The sequence below is a fragment of the Paraburkholderia phytofirmans OLGA172 genome (assembly GCF_001634365.1).
Taxonomy (GTDB): Bacteria; Pseudomonadota; Gammaproteobacteria; order Burkholderiales; family Burkholderiaceae; genus Paraburkholderia.
In genome coordinates this window covers 942,828-958,191 of record NZ_CP014578.1, presented here as the reverse complement: position 1 = coordinate 958,191, position 15,364 = coordinate 942,828, and the positions used below count along the sequence as shown (strand labels likewise).

Annotated in this window: 6 protein-coding genes; 3 read left to right on the top strand and 3 right to left on the bottom strand. The window is 65.5% G+C overall.

Annotated elements, in window-relative coordinates; genetic code table 11:
• Positions 1-376 precede the first annotated feature (376 nt).
• On the top strand, positions 377-3,577 hold the full coding sequence (ppc, locus tag AYM40_RS04060) for a phosphoenolpyruvate carboxylase (protein WP_063495100.1): 3,201 nt from the start codon (positions 377-379) through the stop codon (positions 3,575-3,577).
• Positions 3,578-3,637: 60 nt separating this feature from the next.
• On the opposite strand, the gene AYM40_RS04055 is transcribed toward ppc, so the two are convergent.
• Both AYM40_RS04055 and AYM40_RS04050 read right to left on the bottom strand, forming a co-directional pair.
• Entirely contained in the window at positions 3,638-3,973 is a 336-nt protein-coding gene (locus AYM40_RS04055; RefSeq protein WP_148662096.1) for a hypothetical protein, read from the bottom strand.
• A gap of 96 nt (positions 3,974-4,069) precedes the next feature.
• Complete coding sequence (locus tag AYM40_RS04050; protein WP_063495098.1) at positions 4,070-4,822, bottom strand: class I SAM-dependent methyltransferase; 753 nt, start codon at positions 4,820-4,822, stop codon at positions 4,070-4,072.
• 174 nt (positions 4,823-4,996) lie between these two features.
• Between AYM40_RS04050 and AYM40_RS04045 the strand changes: the two genes are divergently transcribed.
• Entirely contained in the window at positions 4,997-5,809 is an 813-nt protein-coding gene (locus AYM40_RS04045; protein WP_063495097.1) for a helix-turn-helix transcriptional regulator, read from the top strand.
• 163 nt (positions 5,810-5,972) lie between these two features.
• A complete protein-coding gene (argH, locus tag AYM40_RS04040) occupies positions 5,973-7,379 on the top strand; it encodes an argininosuccinate lyase (RefSeq protein WP_063497831.1) in 1,407 nt (468 codons plus the stop codon).
• A 247-nt stretch (positions 7,380-7,626) separates the two neighbouring features.
• On the opposite strand, the gene AYM40_RS04035 is transcribed toward argH, so the two are convergent.
• Positions 7,627-15,120 carry a non-ribosomal peptide synthetase gene (locus AYM40_RS04035; RefSeq protein WP_063495096.1) on the bottom strand — a complete coding sequence of 2,498 codons (7,494 nt, stop codon included), beginning with the start codon at positions 15,118-15,120 and terminating at the stop codon, positions 7,627-7,629.
• Positions 15,121-15,364 lie beyond the last annotated feature (244 nt).

The window sequence follows — 15,364 nt, the reverse complement described above, 5'->3', positions numbered from 1 at the left end:
AATGTTAGCACGCGACCCCGTGTCTCAAGGCACAGCGGAGCGCCGTGCCGGCGCGGTATCGATGGAGGAGACGGGCCTCGCGCAGCGCGCACCTGCCGCATCCCAGCCTGGTGAAGCACGGTCGTTCGCGCACCGGGGCGCGGCATGCGGGATGATGCAATGCGGCGCAACGTGTCTCGCGTGTCTATCGTGGATGTCATGCGCCTCGTGCGCTTTGTGCAAATGCACGCGCGGCCACCCTCTCCGGCGCATTGCCGCATACCGTTTCGTACTGGTTTCGTACTGGTTTCGTGCAGTTCAGGTTGCAACTCATAGTGCAGTTCCGCAGTAGCAGTTCATCACTCAACAGACCCTGGCTTCCCTGAGGAAACCCATCGTGACGTCTTCCGGATCGGCGCGCCCTGCCCGCCGCAACACTGCATCGCCCAACGCTCAAGCGGCGGACGCCGCTTCTGCCTCCGCCGCAACGGCTGCCCCATCCACACCGGCCAAACGCGCCGGCAAAGCAGCCCAGGCAAGCCAGGCCGCTAACGTCGCCAAAGCCGCCAAAGCCTCCGCGCCCGCGAAGACCGACAAGACGGCGAAGGCCGTCAAGACAAACAAGGCGACGCACGCCGCGAACGCCGCCAACGCGCTGAAACCGGCCAAAGCCAGGTCCCCGAAGCTCAAGGCCGATGCAAACGAAGCCGCGCAGCAGGCCGCTGACGCGCCCACGCTGCAGGCGGTTTCGCTGGATACGATCGTGCCCGCGTCGAAAAGCAGCGGCCGCTCGCGCGACGACAAGGATCATCCGCTATTCCAGGACATCCGATATCTGGGACGCCTGCTCGGCGACGTGCTGCGCGAACAGGAAGGCGACGCGGTGTTCGACGTCGTGGAGACGATCCGCCAGACCGCCGTGCGTTTTCGCCGTGAGGACGACAACGCCGCCGCCCAGACGCTCGACAAGAAACTGCGTTCGCTGAGCCCCGAGCAAACGGTCAGCGTGGTGCGTGCGTTCAGCTACTTCTCGCATCTTGCGAATATCGCTGAAGACCGCCACCGCAATCGCCGTCACCGGATTCACGCGCTGGCCGGCTCGACCTCGCAACCGGGCACCATCGCGCATGCGCTCGAACGGCTCGTCGAGGCGGGCGCCGCCGCGACGCCGGTCCTGCAGCAGTTCTTCAACGAAGCGTTGATCGTGCCGGTCCTGACCGCGCACCCTACGGAAGTGCAGCGCAAGAGCATTCTCGACGCGCAGCACGACGTCGCGCGCCTGCTCGCCGAACGCGATCAGCCGTTGACCAACCGCGAACGCGCGCGTAACGAAGCGATGCTGCGTGCCAGCGTCACGTCGCTGTGGCAAACGCGGATGCTGCGCGACTCGCGCCTGACGGTTGCCGATGAAATCGAAAACGCGCTGTCGTATTACCGCGCCACTTTCCTCGAAGAAATTCCGGCGCTCTACGCCGACATCGAAGAAGCGCTCGCCGAGCACGGCCTCGCTGCACGCCTGCCGCCGTTCTTCCAGATGGGCAGCTGGATCGGCGGCGATCGCGACGGCAATCCGAACGTCACGGCCGAAACGCTCGAGCACGCGATCACCCGCCAGGCTGCGGTGATCTTCGAACACTATATGGAGCAGGTGCACAAGCTGGGCGCCGAGTTGTCGGTGTCGAATCTGCTGGCCGGCGCAAGCGACGCATTGAAAGAACTCGCAGCCGCCTCGCCCGACCAGTCCCCACACCGTACCGACGAACCGTATCGCCGCGCCTTGATCGGCATGTACACCCGGCTCGCGGCCAGTGCGCGCGTGCGTCTCGGCGAAGGCAGCGTGCCGGTGCGCAGCGCGGGCCGCGGCGCGGCGCCGGTGCGTGCCAAACCGTATGACAACGCCGCCGAATTCGTGCGCGACCTGCACGTGCTGATCGATTCGCTCGCCGAGCATCATGGCGCGCCGCTCGCGGCACCCCGCCTGTCGCCGCTCGCGCGCGCCGCCGAAGTGTTCGGCTTCCATCTGGCGAGCATCGACTTGCGCCAGAGCTCCGACATCCATGAAGCGGTGATCGCCGAGTTGCTGAAACGCGCAGGCGTCGAAGACGACTATGCGTCGCTCTCAGAAGAAGACAAGCTCAAGGTGCTGCTCGCCGAACTGTCGCAGCCGCGCCCGTTGCGCCTGCCCTACGCCGAGTACTCCGATCTCGTGAAGAGCGAACTCGGCGTGCTCGAAGAGGCCCGCGTCACGCGCGAGAAGTTCGGCGCGCGCGCGGTGCGCAACTACATCATTTCGCACACGGAGACCGTCAGCGATCTGGTCGAAGTGATGTTGCTGCAAAAGGAAACCGGCCTGCTGCACGGCCGTCTGGGCGACGCGCACGATCCCGCGCAAGCCGGGCTGATGGTGATCCCGTTGTTCGAGACGATCCCCGACTTGCGCAACGCGCCGCATATCATGCGCGATTTGATCGCGCTACCGGGCGTGGATGCCTTGATCGAACATCAGGGCAACGAGCAGGAAGTGATGCTCGGCTATTCGGACAGCAACAAGGACGGCGGCTTCCTGACGTCGAACTGGGAGCTGTACCGCGCCGAACTGGCGCTGGTGTCGCTGTTCAATGAGCGCGGCGTGACCCTGCGCCTGTTCCATGGACGCGGAGGCACGGTTGGCCGTGGCGGTGGCCCGACGTATCAGGCGATTCTGTCGCAGCCGCCGGGCACCGTCGACGGCCAGATCCGTTTGACCGAGCAAGGCGAAGTGATCGCCAGCAAGTTCGGCAACCCGGAAATCGGCCGGCGCAATCTGGAAACCGTGGTGGCCGCGACGCTCGAAGCCTCGTTGTTGCCGCACGGCAATGCGCCCGCGCAACTGCCCGCCTTCGAAGAAACGATGCAGCAATTGTCCGACGCGGCAATGGCGTCGTATCGCGCGCTGGTCTACGAAACGCCGGGCTTCAAGGAGTATTTCTTCGAGTCGACGCCGATTTCCGAAATCGCCGAGCTGAACATCGGCAGCCGTCCGGCTTCGCGCAAATTGCAGGACCCGAAGCAACGCAAGATCGAAGATCTGCGCGCGATTCCGTGGGGCTTCTCATGGGGTCAATGCCGCTTGCTGCTGACCGGCTGGTACGGTTTCGGCAGCGCCGTGGCCGCGCATCTGGACAGCGCGCCGAGCGACGCCGAGCGCATCCGCCGTCTGGCGCTGCTCAAGAAGATGCACAAGACCTGGCCGTTCTTCTCGAACCTGCTCTCCAACATGGACATGGTGCTGGCGAAGACCGACCTCGCGGTGGCCTCGCGCTACGCACAGCTCGTGTCGGACAAGAAGCTGCGCAAGCACGTATTCGAGCGGATCGTCGCGGAATGGGAGCGTACGTCGAAGGTATTGTCGGAGATCACCGGCAAGAGCGAACGGCTCGCGGAGAACCCGCTGCTCGCGCGGTCGATCAAGAACCGCTTCCCGTATCTCGACCCGCTCAATCACTTGCAAGTGGAGTTGCTCAAGCGCCACCGCGCGGGCGATACCAACGCGCGCGTGCGGCGCGGGATTCATTTGAGCATCAACGGGATTGCGGCGGGCCTGCGTAATACGGGCTGATCGAGCACGGATTAAATAAGCGATCGAATCAACCGTTGGAAAGACGAAGCCGGGTGCGGGTCAGTTGACCGCACCCGGCTTCGGCATTTCCGGCGGGGGAATGTTGAATTTGAGCGGAGGCTCGCGCCACGCCTGTGCCCGCTTTTCGCGCTCGTCGAGCTCGGACTGAACGCGCTCGTCATGGTCGCGGCGCGCCTGGCGCGGCATGTTTACCGTAGAACCAAGCGCGGTACCGCCCATCATCGTCCCCGTTGAATAGGGGGAACCCATTGGATCGGACGACACTGCGCGCGGCAACGTGGTACCACGATCGCGGTAATAGTCCTGATAGTCCCTCGCGAACACAACGAATGGCAACAGAACGCCCGCCATTAGAAAAAATATAAAGCGTTTCATGATTACGCTCCGGATTCCATAGTAATCCGAAGCGTAACACGCGGAAACTATCTCATTTTTTTGGATGCATTCGACGCGACGCGAGACCGCACCGGCCTACTGCGCCTCGACCATCAGCACATCGAGCTTGAACGAGCCATCTTCCTGCACGTCGAAATACTGGCGCACCTCATCGGGCGAGTTGCGCCACAGCGAGTGAATCGCCACCACGCGCGGTTCCGGCGTGCGCATGCGCGCCACCCACGAGTTGAACTCGATCGCGATGCGCCAGCGCTCGCGGATCGATGCCTTGAAACCGGCCGCTTCGAAAAACGCAATCCATTCGTCAGCGCGGTAGTCGCGGATATGCGAGCCGTCGCGCAATACTTCGACCGCCTGAATATGCGTGTCGAGCAGCGGATGATCGGCGCCGGCGATGTCGATGAACAGCACCTTGCCGCCCGGCTTCAACACGCGCCGCACCTCGGACAGCGCGAGCGGCACGTCGCGCCAGTGGTGCGCGCTCATCCGGCTGATGATCCAGTCGAACGAATGATCGTCGAACGGCAGCGTTTCGGCGGCGCCCTGCCGCGTGCGGATGTTGGCGAGGCCACGATCCTTCGCCGCGCCGTCGAGCGTCGCCAGCATTTGCGGCGCGATGTCGTACGCGACCACTTCTTTTGCGTGTGGCGCCACCGCGAAACTCGCGTGACCCGCGCCGCAGCCCATGTCGAGCACCGTTGCATCCGGCGTCGCGGCGATCGATTCGGCCAGCGTCTGCAGATCGGCGCCGGTGGCATGCGTCTGACTCGTCAAATACGCGGCGGCGGTCGAGCCGAAGGCGTCGGCGACCTGATCGTGGTGCTTCATGGAAGGCTCCAGTTGTCTATGTGGGGTTGGGCCGGAGTTGGGCCCGGTCGGTCTGGACGGCGCTGCGCCGTTCCAACCGTTACAATAGAGCCCGCCGTGTACCAGTACAAGTTAAGCAATTATTCTGGTATCGATAGCACCACCTCGTCCCCGTCCAAGCGCTGCCCGATAAGAATGACCACGCCGCCCTCCGCCGACAACCCGCCGCCGCTCGACGCCACGCCTGCCCGCGCACTCGGCGATTTCATCCGCGCTCACCGTGAACGGCTCACGCCACAAGCGCTCGGCCTGCCGCCCGGCCCCCGCCGCCGCACCCCCGGCTTGCGGCGCGAGGAAGTCGCGCAGCTATGCGGCGTGAGCCCGACCTGGTACACGTGGATCGAACAGGGCCGCCCGGTCTCAGCCTCCGCCGAGGCGCTGGCGCGCATCGCCGTCGCGCTGCAATTGTCGCGCGCCGAGCGGGCTTATCTGTTCGAGCTGGCCGCGCAGCGCGACCCGGCCGAGCCCGATCCGGCCGCCGCCGACGCGCCCGCCACCCTGCTCGAAACCGTGCAGCTCCTGAACGCACCGGCTTACGTGCTCGACCGGCAGTGGAACGCGCTCGCCTGGAACGCGCGCGCCGCCGACCTGTTCGTCGGCTGGCTGGACGGCACGCACGACCGCAATCTGCTGCGCTACACCTTCACCGAACCGGCCGCCCGCGAGTTGATCGTCGACTGGGAAACGCGCGCGCGGCGTCTCGCCGCCGAATTCCGCGCCGACTCGATCCGCCATCTGAACGACGCGCCCACCCGCGGGCTGATCGACTCGCTCACCGCCGCCAGCGACGCGTTCTCCCGCTTCTGGGCGTCGCAGGACGTGGGCGGCCGTGAAGGCGGACGGCGCGAGTTCAACCATCCGCGCGACGGCCGCATCGTCTACGACCAGATCACCTTCAAGCCGGCGCATCGCGAGGACCTGAAGCTGGTGGTGCTGGTGCGGGAGTAGCCGCTGTAGGGCAGAGGCGCGCTGCGGCATACGTGACCGCCGGCAGGCGGCGTCTTTGATGCGGTCCGCCGGTGTTAAAATCCCTGTCATTCTTCGCTTCGGCGGCGCCTGCACCGTACGCAAACGCCGCCAGCCTCCTCACCTCGTTCAACTGCCCAACACCATGACGTCCCAACTGCACAAAAAAGGCGAAGCCTGGTCGGCTCGCTTCTCGGAGCCGATGTCGGAGCTTGTCAAACGCTACACGTCGTCGGTTTTCTTCGACAAGCGTCTGGCGCTCGTCGATATCGAAGGGTCGCTCGCGCACGCCTCGATGCTCGCCGCGCAGAAGATCATCGCCGCCGACGACCTGGCCGCGATCCAACGCGGCATGGCGCAGATCAAGGGCGAGATCGAGCGAGGCGAGTTCGAGTGGCAACTCGATCTGGAAGACGTCCACCTGAACATCGAAGCGCGCCTGACCGCGCTGATCGGCGACGCCGGCAAGCGGCTGCACACGGGCCGCTCGCGTAACGACCAGGTCGCAACCGACATCCGCCTGTGGCTGCGCGGTGAAATCGACCGCATCGGCGGCCTGCTGACGGAACTGCGCACGGCCCTGCTCGACATGGCGGAGAAGAACGCGTCGACCATCATGCCGGGCTTCACACATCTGCAAGTCGCGCAGCCGGTCACCTTCGGCCATCACCTGCTCGCCTACGTCGAAATGTTTTCGCGCGACGCCGAACGCATGATCGATTGCCGCAAGCGCGTGAACCGTCTGCCGCTCGGCGCAGCCGCGCTGGCCGGCACCAGCTATCCGATCGACCGTCATGCGGTAGCGAAGACGCTGGGTTTCGACGGCATCTGCGCGAATTCGCTGGATGCGGTGTCCGATCGCGACTTCGCGATCGAGTTCACGGCCGCGTCCGCGCTGGTGATGACGCACGTGTCGCGCTTCTCCGAAGAACTCGTCCTGTGGATGAGCCCGCGAGTCGGCTTCATCGACCTGGCCGACCGTTTCTGCACGGGCTCGTCGATCATGCCGCAGAAGAAGAACCCGGACGTGCCCGAACTCGCGCGTGGCAAGACGGGCCGCGTAAACGGCCATCTGATCGCCCTGCTGACCTTGATGAAAGGCCAGCCGCTCGCGTACAACAAGGACAATCAGGAAGACAAGGAGCCGCTGTTCGACACCGTCGATACGGTCGCGGACACGCTGCGCATCTTCGCTGAAATGGTCGCCGGCATCTCGGTGAAGCCGCAAGCCATGCGCGACGCCGCGTTGCAAGGCTTCTCCACGGCAACCGATCTCGCCGACTACCTGGTCAAGCGCGGCCTGCCGTTCCGCGACGCGCACGAAGCGGTGGCGCTGGCGGTTCGCGTGTGTGCCGATCGCGGCTGCGATCTGGCCGACCTGACGTTGGAAGAAATGCGTAAAGAATTGCCGAACGTCGCGCATCTGATCGGCGAAGACGTGTTCTCGTATCTGACGCTCGAAGGTTCGGTGGCGAGCCGCAACCATCCGGGCGGCACCGCGCCCGAGCAGGTGCTCGCGGCGGTCAAGGCTGCACGGGAAGCGTTGAAATAAGGTCCGGCCCGGCGCGCGTTAGCGCGTCCGGCAACGCGTGCAGCGCACAAAAGAAAGCCCGCGCGAAGCGGGCTAAATGAAAGACTTCCACCGATGCCTCTCGCAAGAGGCCATCGAAGTGTAGGCTCGTTTTGGCCGCGGACCAATCCAGTCATATTTCCGCCTATTACAAAGCAACGTGAGCAACCGTTCGGTGTGCGAGTGACCGGCAATGCACCGCCGGCCGCTCGCGCACCCGCACCGCGCTTTACAACTCCGCTGTCTCCGATACCGGCTTAAGAAAGCCCGCGTCGCGCAAGTAGCCGACGTAGAGCCGGATCAGCGCGGCGTAGTCGACCGTCAGTTCCACGCCGTGCCATGCCAGTTCCGTCACCGTGTCGAACTGCTCGACCGGCAACGGCGCGCCGGACAGGTCGTCGGCGTAAAAATCGCGAATCAGCGCCAGACCGTTCGATGCATCGAGATCCGCCAGCCGCCGTTGCCAGTCGGCCGGCGCCTGCGGATCGGCGCGCAAACCGCAAGCGGCCAGCGCCGCGAACCACTGCCGCTGAGTCAGCGCGAGGGGGTTGTTCAGGTTCACCACCCGTACACCGGCACGCGGATGCAGCGCCACCGCCGTTACCGCGCTCGCCAGCAGATCGACTGGCATCATTTCGACTTCGCGCGCCGTATCCGGATAAGCGCCCAGCTGCAGGCAGCCCTTGTTGAACAGCCAGAAATGGTTGTGCGCGAAGTTGCTAAAGCCGGTACGGCGGTCGCCGGTGATATTGCCCGGCCGCGCGACAACCGCCGGCAAGCCGAAGCGGCGCGCGCACTCCGCGACGCGCTGTTCGCCCACCCACTTCGTCAGCAGATAGCCGTTGTCCAGCAGCGGACGCGCGTTGCTTACCTGCTCGTCGATGCGCACGGCGTCCGCCAGCATCTCGCCGACCGACAGCGTCGAGATGAAGCAGAACGGTTTTTGCCGCTGCGTCAGCGCGAGCCGCAGCAAGGCCTCCGTCCCGCCGACGTTCGCGCGCTTCATCTCCTCATAGCTATGCAGGTGATGCACGAACGCGCCGCAATGCAGGATCGCGTCGACCTGCGCGGCGAGTTGCGCCCAGCGCGGCGTGTCGAGTCCAAGCTGCGGCGCGGCAAGATCGGCGGGGATCACCTCGACGCGGCTGAAGTCGATCGCAAGGCCCGCTTCGCGCGCTTTGTCCTGCAACACGGCGAGCCCTGCGGCCGCACTCGCGCAGCGTTGCAGGCACACCACCTTGTCGAGCCGGCCGCATAACGCGTGCAAAAGGTAAATGCCGAGGAAGCCGCTCGCGCCGGTCAACAGCATCGTGCGGATCGGTGCTGCTTCGGCGCCGTCAGCCAATGCCGGTGCGGTGTGTTCGATGGTGAACGGCTCTGCGGCATCCGCAAGCGCGCGCTCGATCATGTCTTCACGACGGCCATCCGCGAGTGTCGCGATGGTAGGCGAACGGTAGAACGCAGCCATCGGGAACTCGATACCGAGCGAATCGCGCAACTGCGCCTGCATTCGCACGGCCAGAATCGAGTTGCCGCCAAGCCGGAAAAAACTGTCGTCGCGGCCGATGCCGGAGGCACGCAGCAGCCCCTGCCAGATATCGGCAATGCGTTGCTCGACGCCCTCGCGCGGCGGCGCGCCGCTTGCGCGCGACGGCGCCGGCAACGCCTTGCGATCGTGTTTGCCGTTCGGCGACGCCGGGAGCGAGTCGAGCCTGATGAAACACGCGGGCACCATGTAGTCGGGCAGCGACTGCGCAACGTGACGGCGCAGCGTGTCCTCGTCCAGCGCGACGCCGCCCGCGCCCGGTCCGGCAACGTAATACGCGGCCAGATAGCGCGCCTCGCCCTCGCCCCACACCCGGCATGCCGCATGCGCGACACCTGGCGCGGCCGCGATGCAATTCTCGATCTCGCCGAGTTCGATGCGAAAGCCGCGCAGCTTGATCTGCGCGTCGTTGCGGCCGAAGTATTCGATCGTGCCGTCAGCGAGAAAACGGCCGAGGTCGCCGGTGCGATACATCAGCGCGTACGGTGCATCGCGAAACGGATCGACCACGAAGTGCTCCATCGTCATGGCCGACTGATTGATATAGCCACGCGCCAGATTCTCGCCGCCGATGTAGATTTCCCCAACCGAGCCGGGCGGCGTCAGTTGCCGTTGCGCATTCAACAGATAGAGCCGGTAACCCGGCAACGGCTTGCCGATGATGCGACTCGGCCCGCCGGGCAAAACCTGCCCGCACGAGGCCATCACCGTGATTTCGGTCGGGCCGTACAGGCTGAACAGTTGCGTGCGTTCACTCCACCAGGCGGCGCTCGGCTCGTCCAGCGTATCGCCGCCGAAGCCGAGCAGTTGCAGATCCGGCAGCGGCTCGCGCGGCAAGCTCTGCACCACCACCGGTGCCAGCGACGCATGCGTGACGCGCTCCGCCTTCAACACGCTGTGCAGCAGCAGCGGATCGCGGCGCGCCTCCTCCGGCAGCACGATGAGCGTGCCGCCGTGCAGCAGCGCGAGGAACAGATCGAGCACGCTCGCGTCGAAATTAGTGGACGCCGCGAGAGTGCTGACGCTGCCTGGCGCATAGCCGAGCGCGCGGCTCGCGCCGGCCACCATCCGAACGACGCTATGGTGTTCGACCAGCACACCCTTCGGCTTGCCGGTCGAGCCCGACGTGTGGATCACATAAGCGAGCGCCTCGGGAGCGACAGCGCGTGGCCGGTGCGACTGCGCTGATTGCTTCTCCGCTTGCTTCTCGGCCTGCTTCTCGGCCTGCTTCTCGGCCTGCTTCTCCGCTTGCTTCTCCGCTTGCTTCTCCGCTTGCTTCTCCGCTTGCTTCTCCGCTTGCTTCTCCGCTTGCTTCTCCGCGTCAATCTCCGCCTGAGCCTGCATGTCCGCCTCGGCATGCGCATTCCCCGCCGCCAGCACAGCCGGGTCGATTGTGCGCAATTCGCCGAGACCTGCGGCCTCCAGCGCGCGGCGGCTCGGTTCATCGGCGAGTACCGTATCGACCGAACAGTTTTCGACGAAATAGCGCAAGCGTTCGGCGGGATAGGCCGGGTCGAGCGGCACATACGCGCACCCCGCCTTGAGTGTGCCCAGCACGGTCGCCACCAGCAGGACGCTCTTCTGCATGCTCAAACCGATGCGCGCGCCGGGCGGCACACAGGCTGACAAGCCGCGGGCAATGGCATCGCTGAGTGCGTCGAGTTCGCGATAGCTGAGCTGCTGCTCGCCGCAGCGCACGGCAACGCGCGACGCGTGCGCCGCGACCACCTCGGCGAAACGCGCAGGAATCGACTGCGGTGCATCCGGCAGCGGCTCACCGCAAGCGTAACTCAGACACTGAGCATGTTGCGCGTCGCTCAGCCAGGCCAGTTCGCCGACCGGCGCATCAGGCTGGTGAGCCGCGGCGTCGCACAGCGTCATGAACACCTCGGCCATGCGCTCGACCGAGGCTGCGTGCAACACCGAACTGTCATATTCGAAGCGCCCGTCCAGACCGCCATCGGGACGCAAATAGAAAATCGCCGACAGGTCCGCTTTCGACGTCAGCGGAGGACGTTCCTCGGCGTGATAGGCCGCCTCGCCGATGAGGCCATTCAGATCGATGCCGTTCTGCAAGCTGAAAATCGCATTCAGCGCGCCGAGCTGGCCGTTATCGGTGTCGTAAGGCGTGGCGAGCAGATGATCGCGGTCGTCGAGCATCTGGCGTTGCACCGCGCGCGCCAGCTCGCCGAAGCCCTGCCGCGTGTCGATGCGCTGCACCAGCACCGCCATCGAGACGAACATGCCGTAGATCCCCTCGCTGCCCGGGACATCGCGGCCCGCATACGGATAGGCACATGCCAGTTGCTGCTGGCCGCTCACGCGCCACAGCCATACCAGGTACAGAGCAAACAGCACGGGCGGCACAGTCATGTCGTGCGCCTCGGCAATCTGCTTCAGACGCCGCATCTGGGCGGACCGCACATGCAGCGCCAGAGAGCGGTTCGCGTTGGGTTCGCGCTGCAGTGCGTCGAACGGCAGTTCGGTGCGCAAGGCAACGCCGTCGAGCTTGCGCATCCAATAGTCGCGCGCGGCGGCAAAGCGCGGCGAGGCCGCCAGTTGCGGCGCCCAATGACCGTAATCGAACCACGAGAGCCGCTCTGCCGAAACCGGCTTGCCTTCATAACGCGACGCCAGTTCATCCAGCAGCAGCTTGAACGACCAGCCGTCGAAAATCGCGTGATGAATGCAGATCAACAAGGTGGTGCGGTTCTCTTGCGGGGACATCAGCAGTTGCGCGCGCCACAACGGCGCGCAGTCGAGCGGCAAGCACAGCGCGCGCATGGCTTCAGCACGCGCGTCGATAGCACCGGCATTGCAGCTTTCTAGCGGAATGCGCCAATCCGTCGGCGGGGTAGGAGTGCCCGGCAGCAGCAGCAATTGTCCACCGCGCTCCGCGAAGCTCGCATCGAAAATCGGGTTGTGCGCGAGCACGGCGACGAGCGCCTGGTGCAATCGCAACGGATTCGCGGCCCCGCCGAAGTCCACCCGCATCACGATGTTGTACGCGTTATCGTCAGGCTTGCCGAGCGCGCGGGTGTGCATCATTCGCACGAGCCGGCTTGCCACTGGCGCGGGCATAGGCGCGTCTGACTGCGCGACGAGCGGCGGCAGCGCCGCGCCTTGCTCGACGCTCTGCCGCGCCCTTGCACAGAAGGCATCGAACTGCGGATGCTCGAACAGCGTCTTCAGCTTGACCGGCGCGGACAAGCTCGCGCTGACGCGGTTGCACACGAGCGTGGCGAGTAGCGAGTGGCCGCCCAACTGGAAGAAATGGCTGTGCTCGCCGACGCTCTCGAGCGGCACGCCCAGCACCTCCGACCAGATCGCTTGCACCGCCAGCTCGAAGGCATCGAAAGCGCGGCTCGCAGGGTCAGCCAGACCGGCTTGCGGCGCCGGCAATTTGCTGCGGTCGATCTTGCCGTTCAGCGTCAAGGGCAGCGTCTCGATCTGCAGCAGGAACGCCGGCACCATGTAATGCGCGAGACGTTGCGCAAGACGACTTCGCAACACCGCCGGCTCCAGCGCGGCACCCACATACCAGGCTACCAGCGCCGTGCCGCCCTGCCGCTCGCACGTGCCGACATAGGCGCTGCGCACCTCCGGCTGCTCGACGATGCTGGCCTCGATTTCGCCCAACTCGATCCGGTAGCCGCGAATCTTCACCTGAAAATCGCTGCGGCCGAGAAACTCGATCGCGCCATCCGGCTGGAAACGGCCGAGGTCGCCGGAGCGGTAGAGACGGCCGGGGCCGAACGGATTCGCCAGGAACTTCTGCCCGGTCAGTTCGGGCCGCAGCAGATAGCCGCGCGAAACAGCCGCGCCGTCGATGCAGATTTCGCCGATCCCGCCGAGCGGCACCGCTGCGCCGTCCTCATCGAGCAGATGGATCTGATAGCCGGGGAGCGGATGGCCCAGCTGATTGGCCGGCTTGTCGCCATCGAAGGTGTTTTCGGTCGCCATCACGGTGGTCTCGGTCGGCCCGTAGATGTTCGACAGGCGCAGCACGCCGGACCAGAAGCGGATCGTCTCGTCGTCGCTCGCTTCGCCGCCGCACAAAACCGTGTCCAGATGCGGCAACGCGCGCCGCGGCAACAGCTTGAGAATCGCCGGCGGCAGGAACGCATGCGTGATGCGTTCGGCGCCGAGGAAAGCGGCCAGCGCATCGGCGTCGGTGCGCACCGCGTCGGGTGCGACGATCAGGTGGCCGCCGTGCGTCAGCGGATTGAAGATCTCGAGCACGCTGGCGTCGAAATTGACGGACGCGAACTGGAGCCAGCGCGTGCTTGCATCACGGCGATAACGGCCCGTCAGCGACGCGATCAGATGCGCCAGCATGCCACGCTCGATGACGACACCCTTGGGTTTGCCCGTGGTACCTGAGGTGTAGATCACGTAGGCGGTGCGCTGCGGATCCGCCGGCGCGCACTGCGCCGTGGCCGCCCCGGCCGCCGGCTCGTTCAGTAGATCCTCGATCCGGTATAGCGCGCAGTCCGCCAGCGCGCTCAAGCGCTCGTGCGTCGCCGCATCGACGATCACCGCCCGCAGTTGCGCATCCTCGACGATGTAGCGCAAGCGCTCATCGGGCATCTGCGGATCGAGCGGCAGATAGCCCGCGCCACTGGCGAGCACGCCGAGCATTGCCGGCACGATGCGCGCACCGCGCGAGACGCAAATGCCGATCAGCACGTCCCGCCCATCCGGTGCGGCCGGTTCGAGCGCGGCGAGCGCTGCGCCCACACGCTGTGCGGCGAGCGCCAGTTGCCCGTACGTGAAAGCGGCGTCCGGGCCGCTGAGCGCCGGACGCGCGGCGTGTTCGCGCGCTGTCCGCGCGAACAGATCGAGCACGTCGCGCGCGGGGGCCGCGAGCGGGCCACCGTCGGACCATGCGGCACAACGCTGCCGCAACGCCGGCGTATAGAGATCGAGCGCATCGAGTCTGTACTCGAGACTCTCGCCGACGCGCGCGAGCAGCGCCGTCAAATGTTCGAACGCGAGACGCAAGCCGTCGAGTTCCTGGGGATGGCGGCTATGCACGTGCAACGCGATCTCCTCGCGCACATCGAGATAGACGCCGATGTCCTCGTGCGAGAAACGGCGCGAGTACGGCGTCAGCAACGCCGCAGGCAGTGTGCCGAGCGTGAGCGCGTCATAGGGCAAGCTGTCGGTCTCGCACACTACATTGGTCGCGCGCACGAAACCCGGCTCGCGCCGCTCGATGTCGTGCAGCACTTCGAAGGCTGGAAGTTCGGCGTGAAAATCGGCCATCTCGGCGCGCGCCGCCGCGTGCCGAAGAAACTGCCGCAGCGTCATCGTGTCGTCGAAGTCGGTTTTAAGGACACGTACCCGTTCGTCGAAACCGATCGTCTCGTCGCGCTGGCAGCGGCCACGCTGGTGATGCGCAGTGAGCACCGCGCGGCTGCCAGTCATGCGGCGCAGCAGCACGTGAACACACAGTTTGATCAGCAGATCGGGCGCGATGCCGAGCGCTTTTGCTTCATGGCGCAATGCAGCGCCTGTATGCGCGTCGAGGCGCACCGTAAAGCAGCTGTCGGCGAGCGCGTTCTGCCGGCGCGGCGCATGCCATTCGAACGAGGTGTCGCCCACCTGGCCGATCCAGAAATCGAGGTCGGTCTGCAAGCGGTCGCTCGCGAGGAGTTCACGCTCGGCGTCGAGCAGGCCTTGCTGATCGATGCCGAGCGGCGCACCCGGCGCCTCGCCGCGATAGGCCCGCGAAAGCGCGTTGAACAGCGGCGTCAGCGAAAAACGGTCGAGCAAGGCGGGATGGCAGGCGAACACAAGGTAACTGTGCGCGCCGGCGCGTAGCAGCGTGAACGCCCACGGCAGTCCGGCGTCCATACGGAAGGCACGCGCGCATAGGCCGTCGATCAACGACAGCACGGCGGCTTCGTCGCGCGCGTCACGCCTGTCGAGATCGATGACATTCAGTTGCGCGCGCACATCACGGCGGATGACCCAGCGCATGCCCTGTTCGGCTTCGACGAGCCGGTAGGCAAGCGGCCGGCAATGCGCCACCAGTTGCGCCACGGCGGAGGACAGACGCTCGACGTCTGGACGGCCGTCGATCCGGTAGACGGCGCAGAGATTGGGACCGGCGGCGGCGTGCGCCAACGTGCGGGATTGCGTGCGCGTCAACGCAAAGGAAGTGTGTTCCAAACGATACCTCGTTGTCGGGATGGACAGGACCGATCGGCTCGCGTAGCGCCGCTCGTACGCGACTTATGATCGCGCTGCAACGCTTCGCCCGATGGTCCGGCCCACGCTATCGACGTGAGGCTATTGTCACCATAGGAAAACTCTTAGAACTCCTGTTGTGTGTGGATCGGCATGACGAACTTTGTTTAAAAACGATGTATGTCAGGCGGATCGCATCAGACTGAATGCACTCATACATACTGCA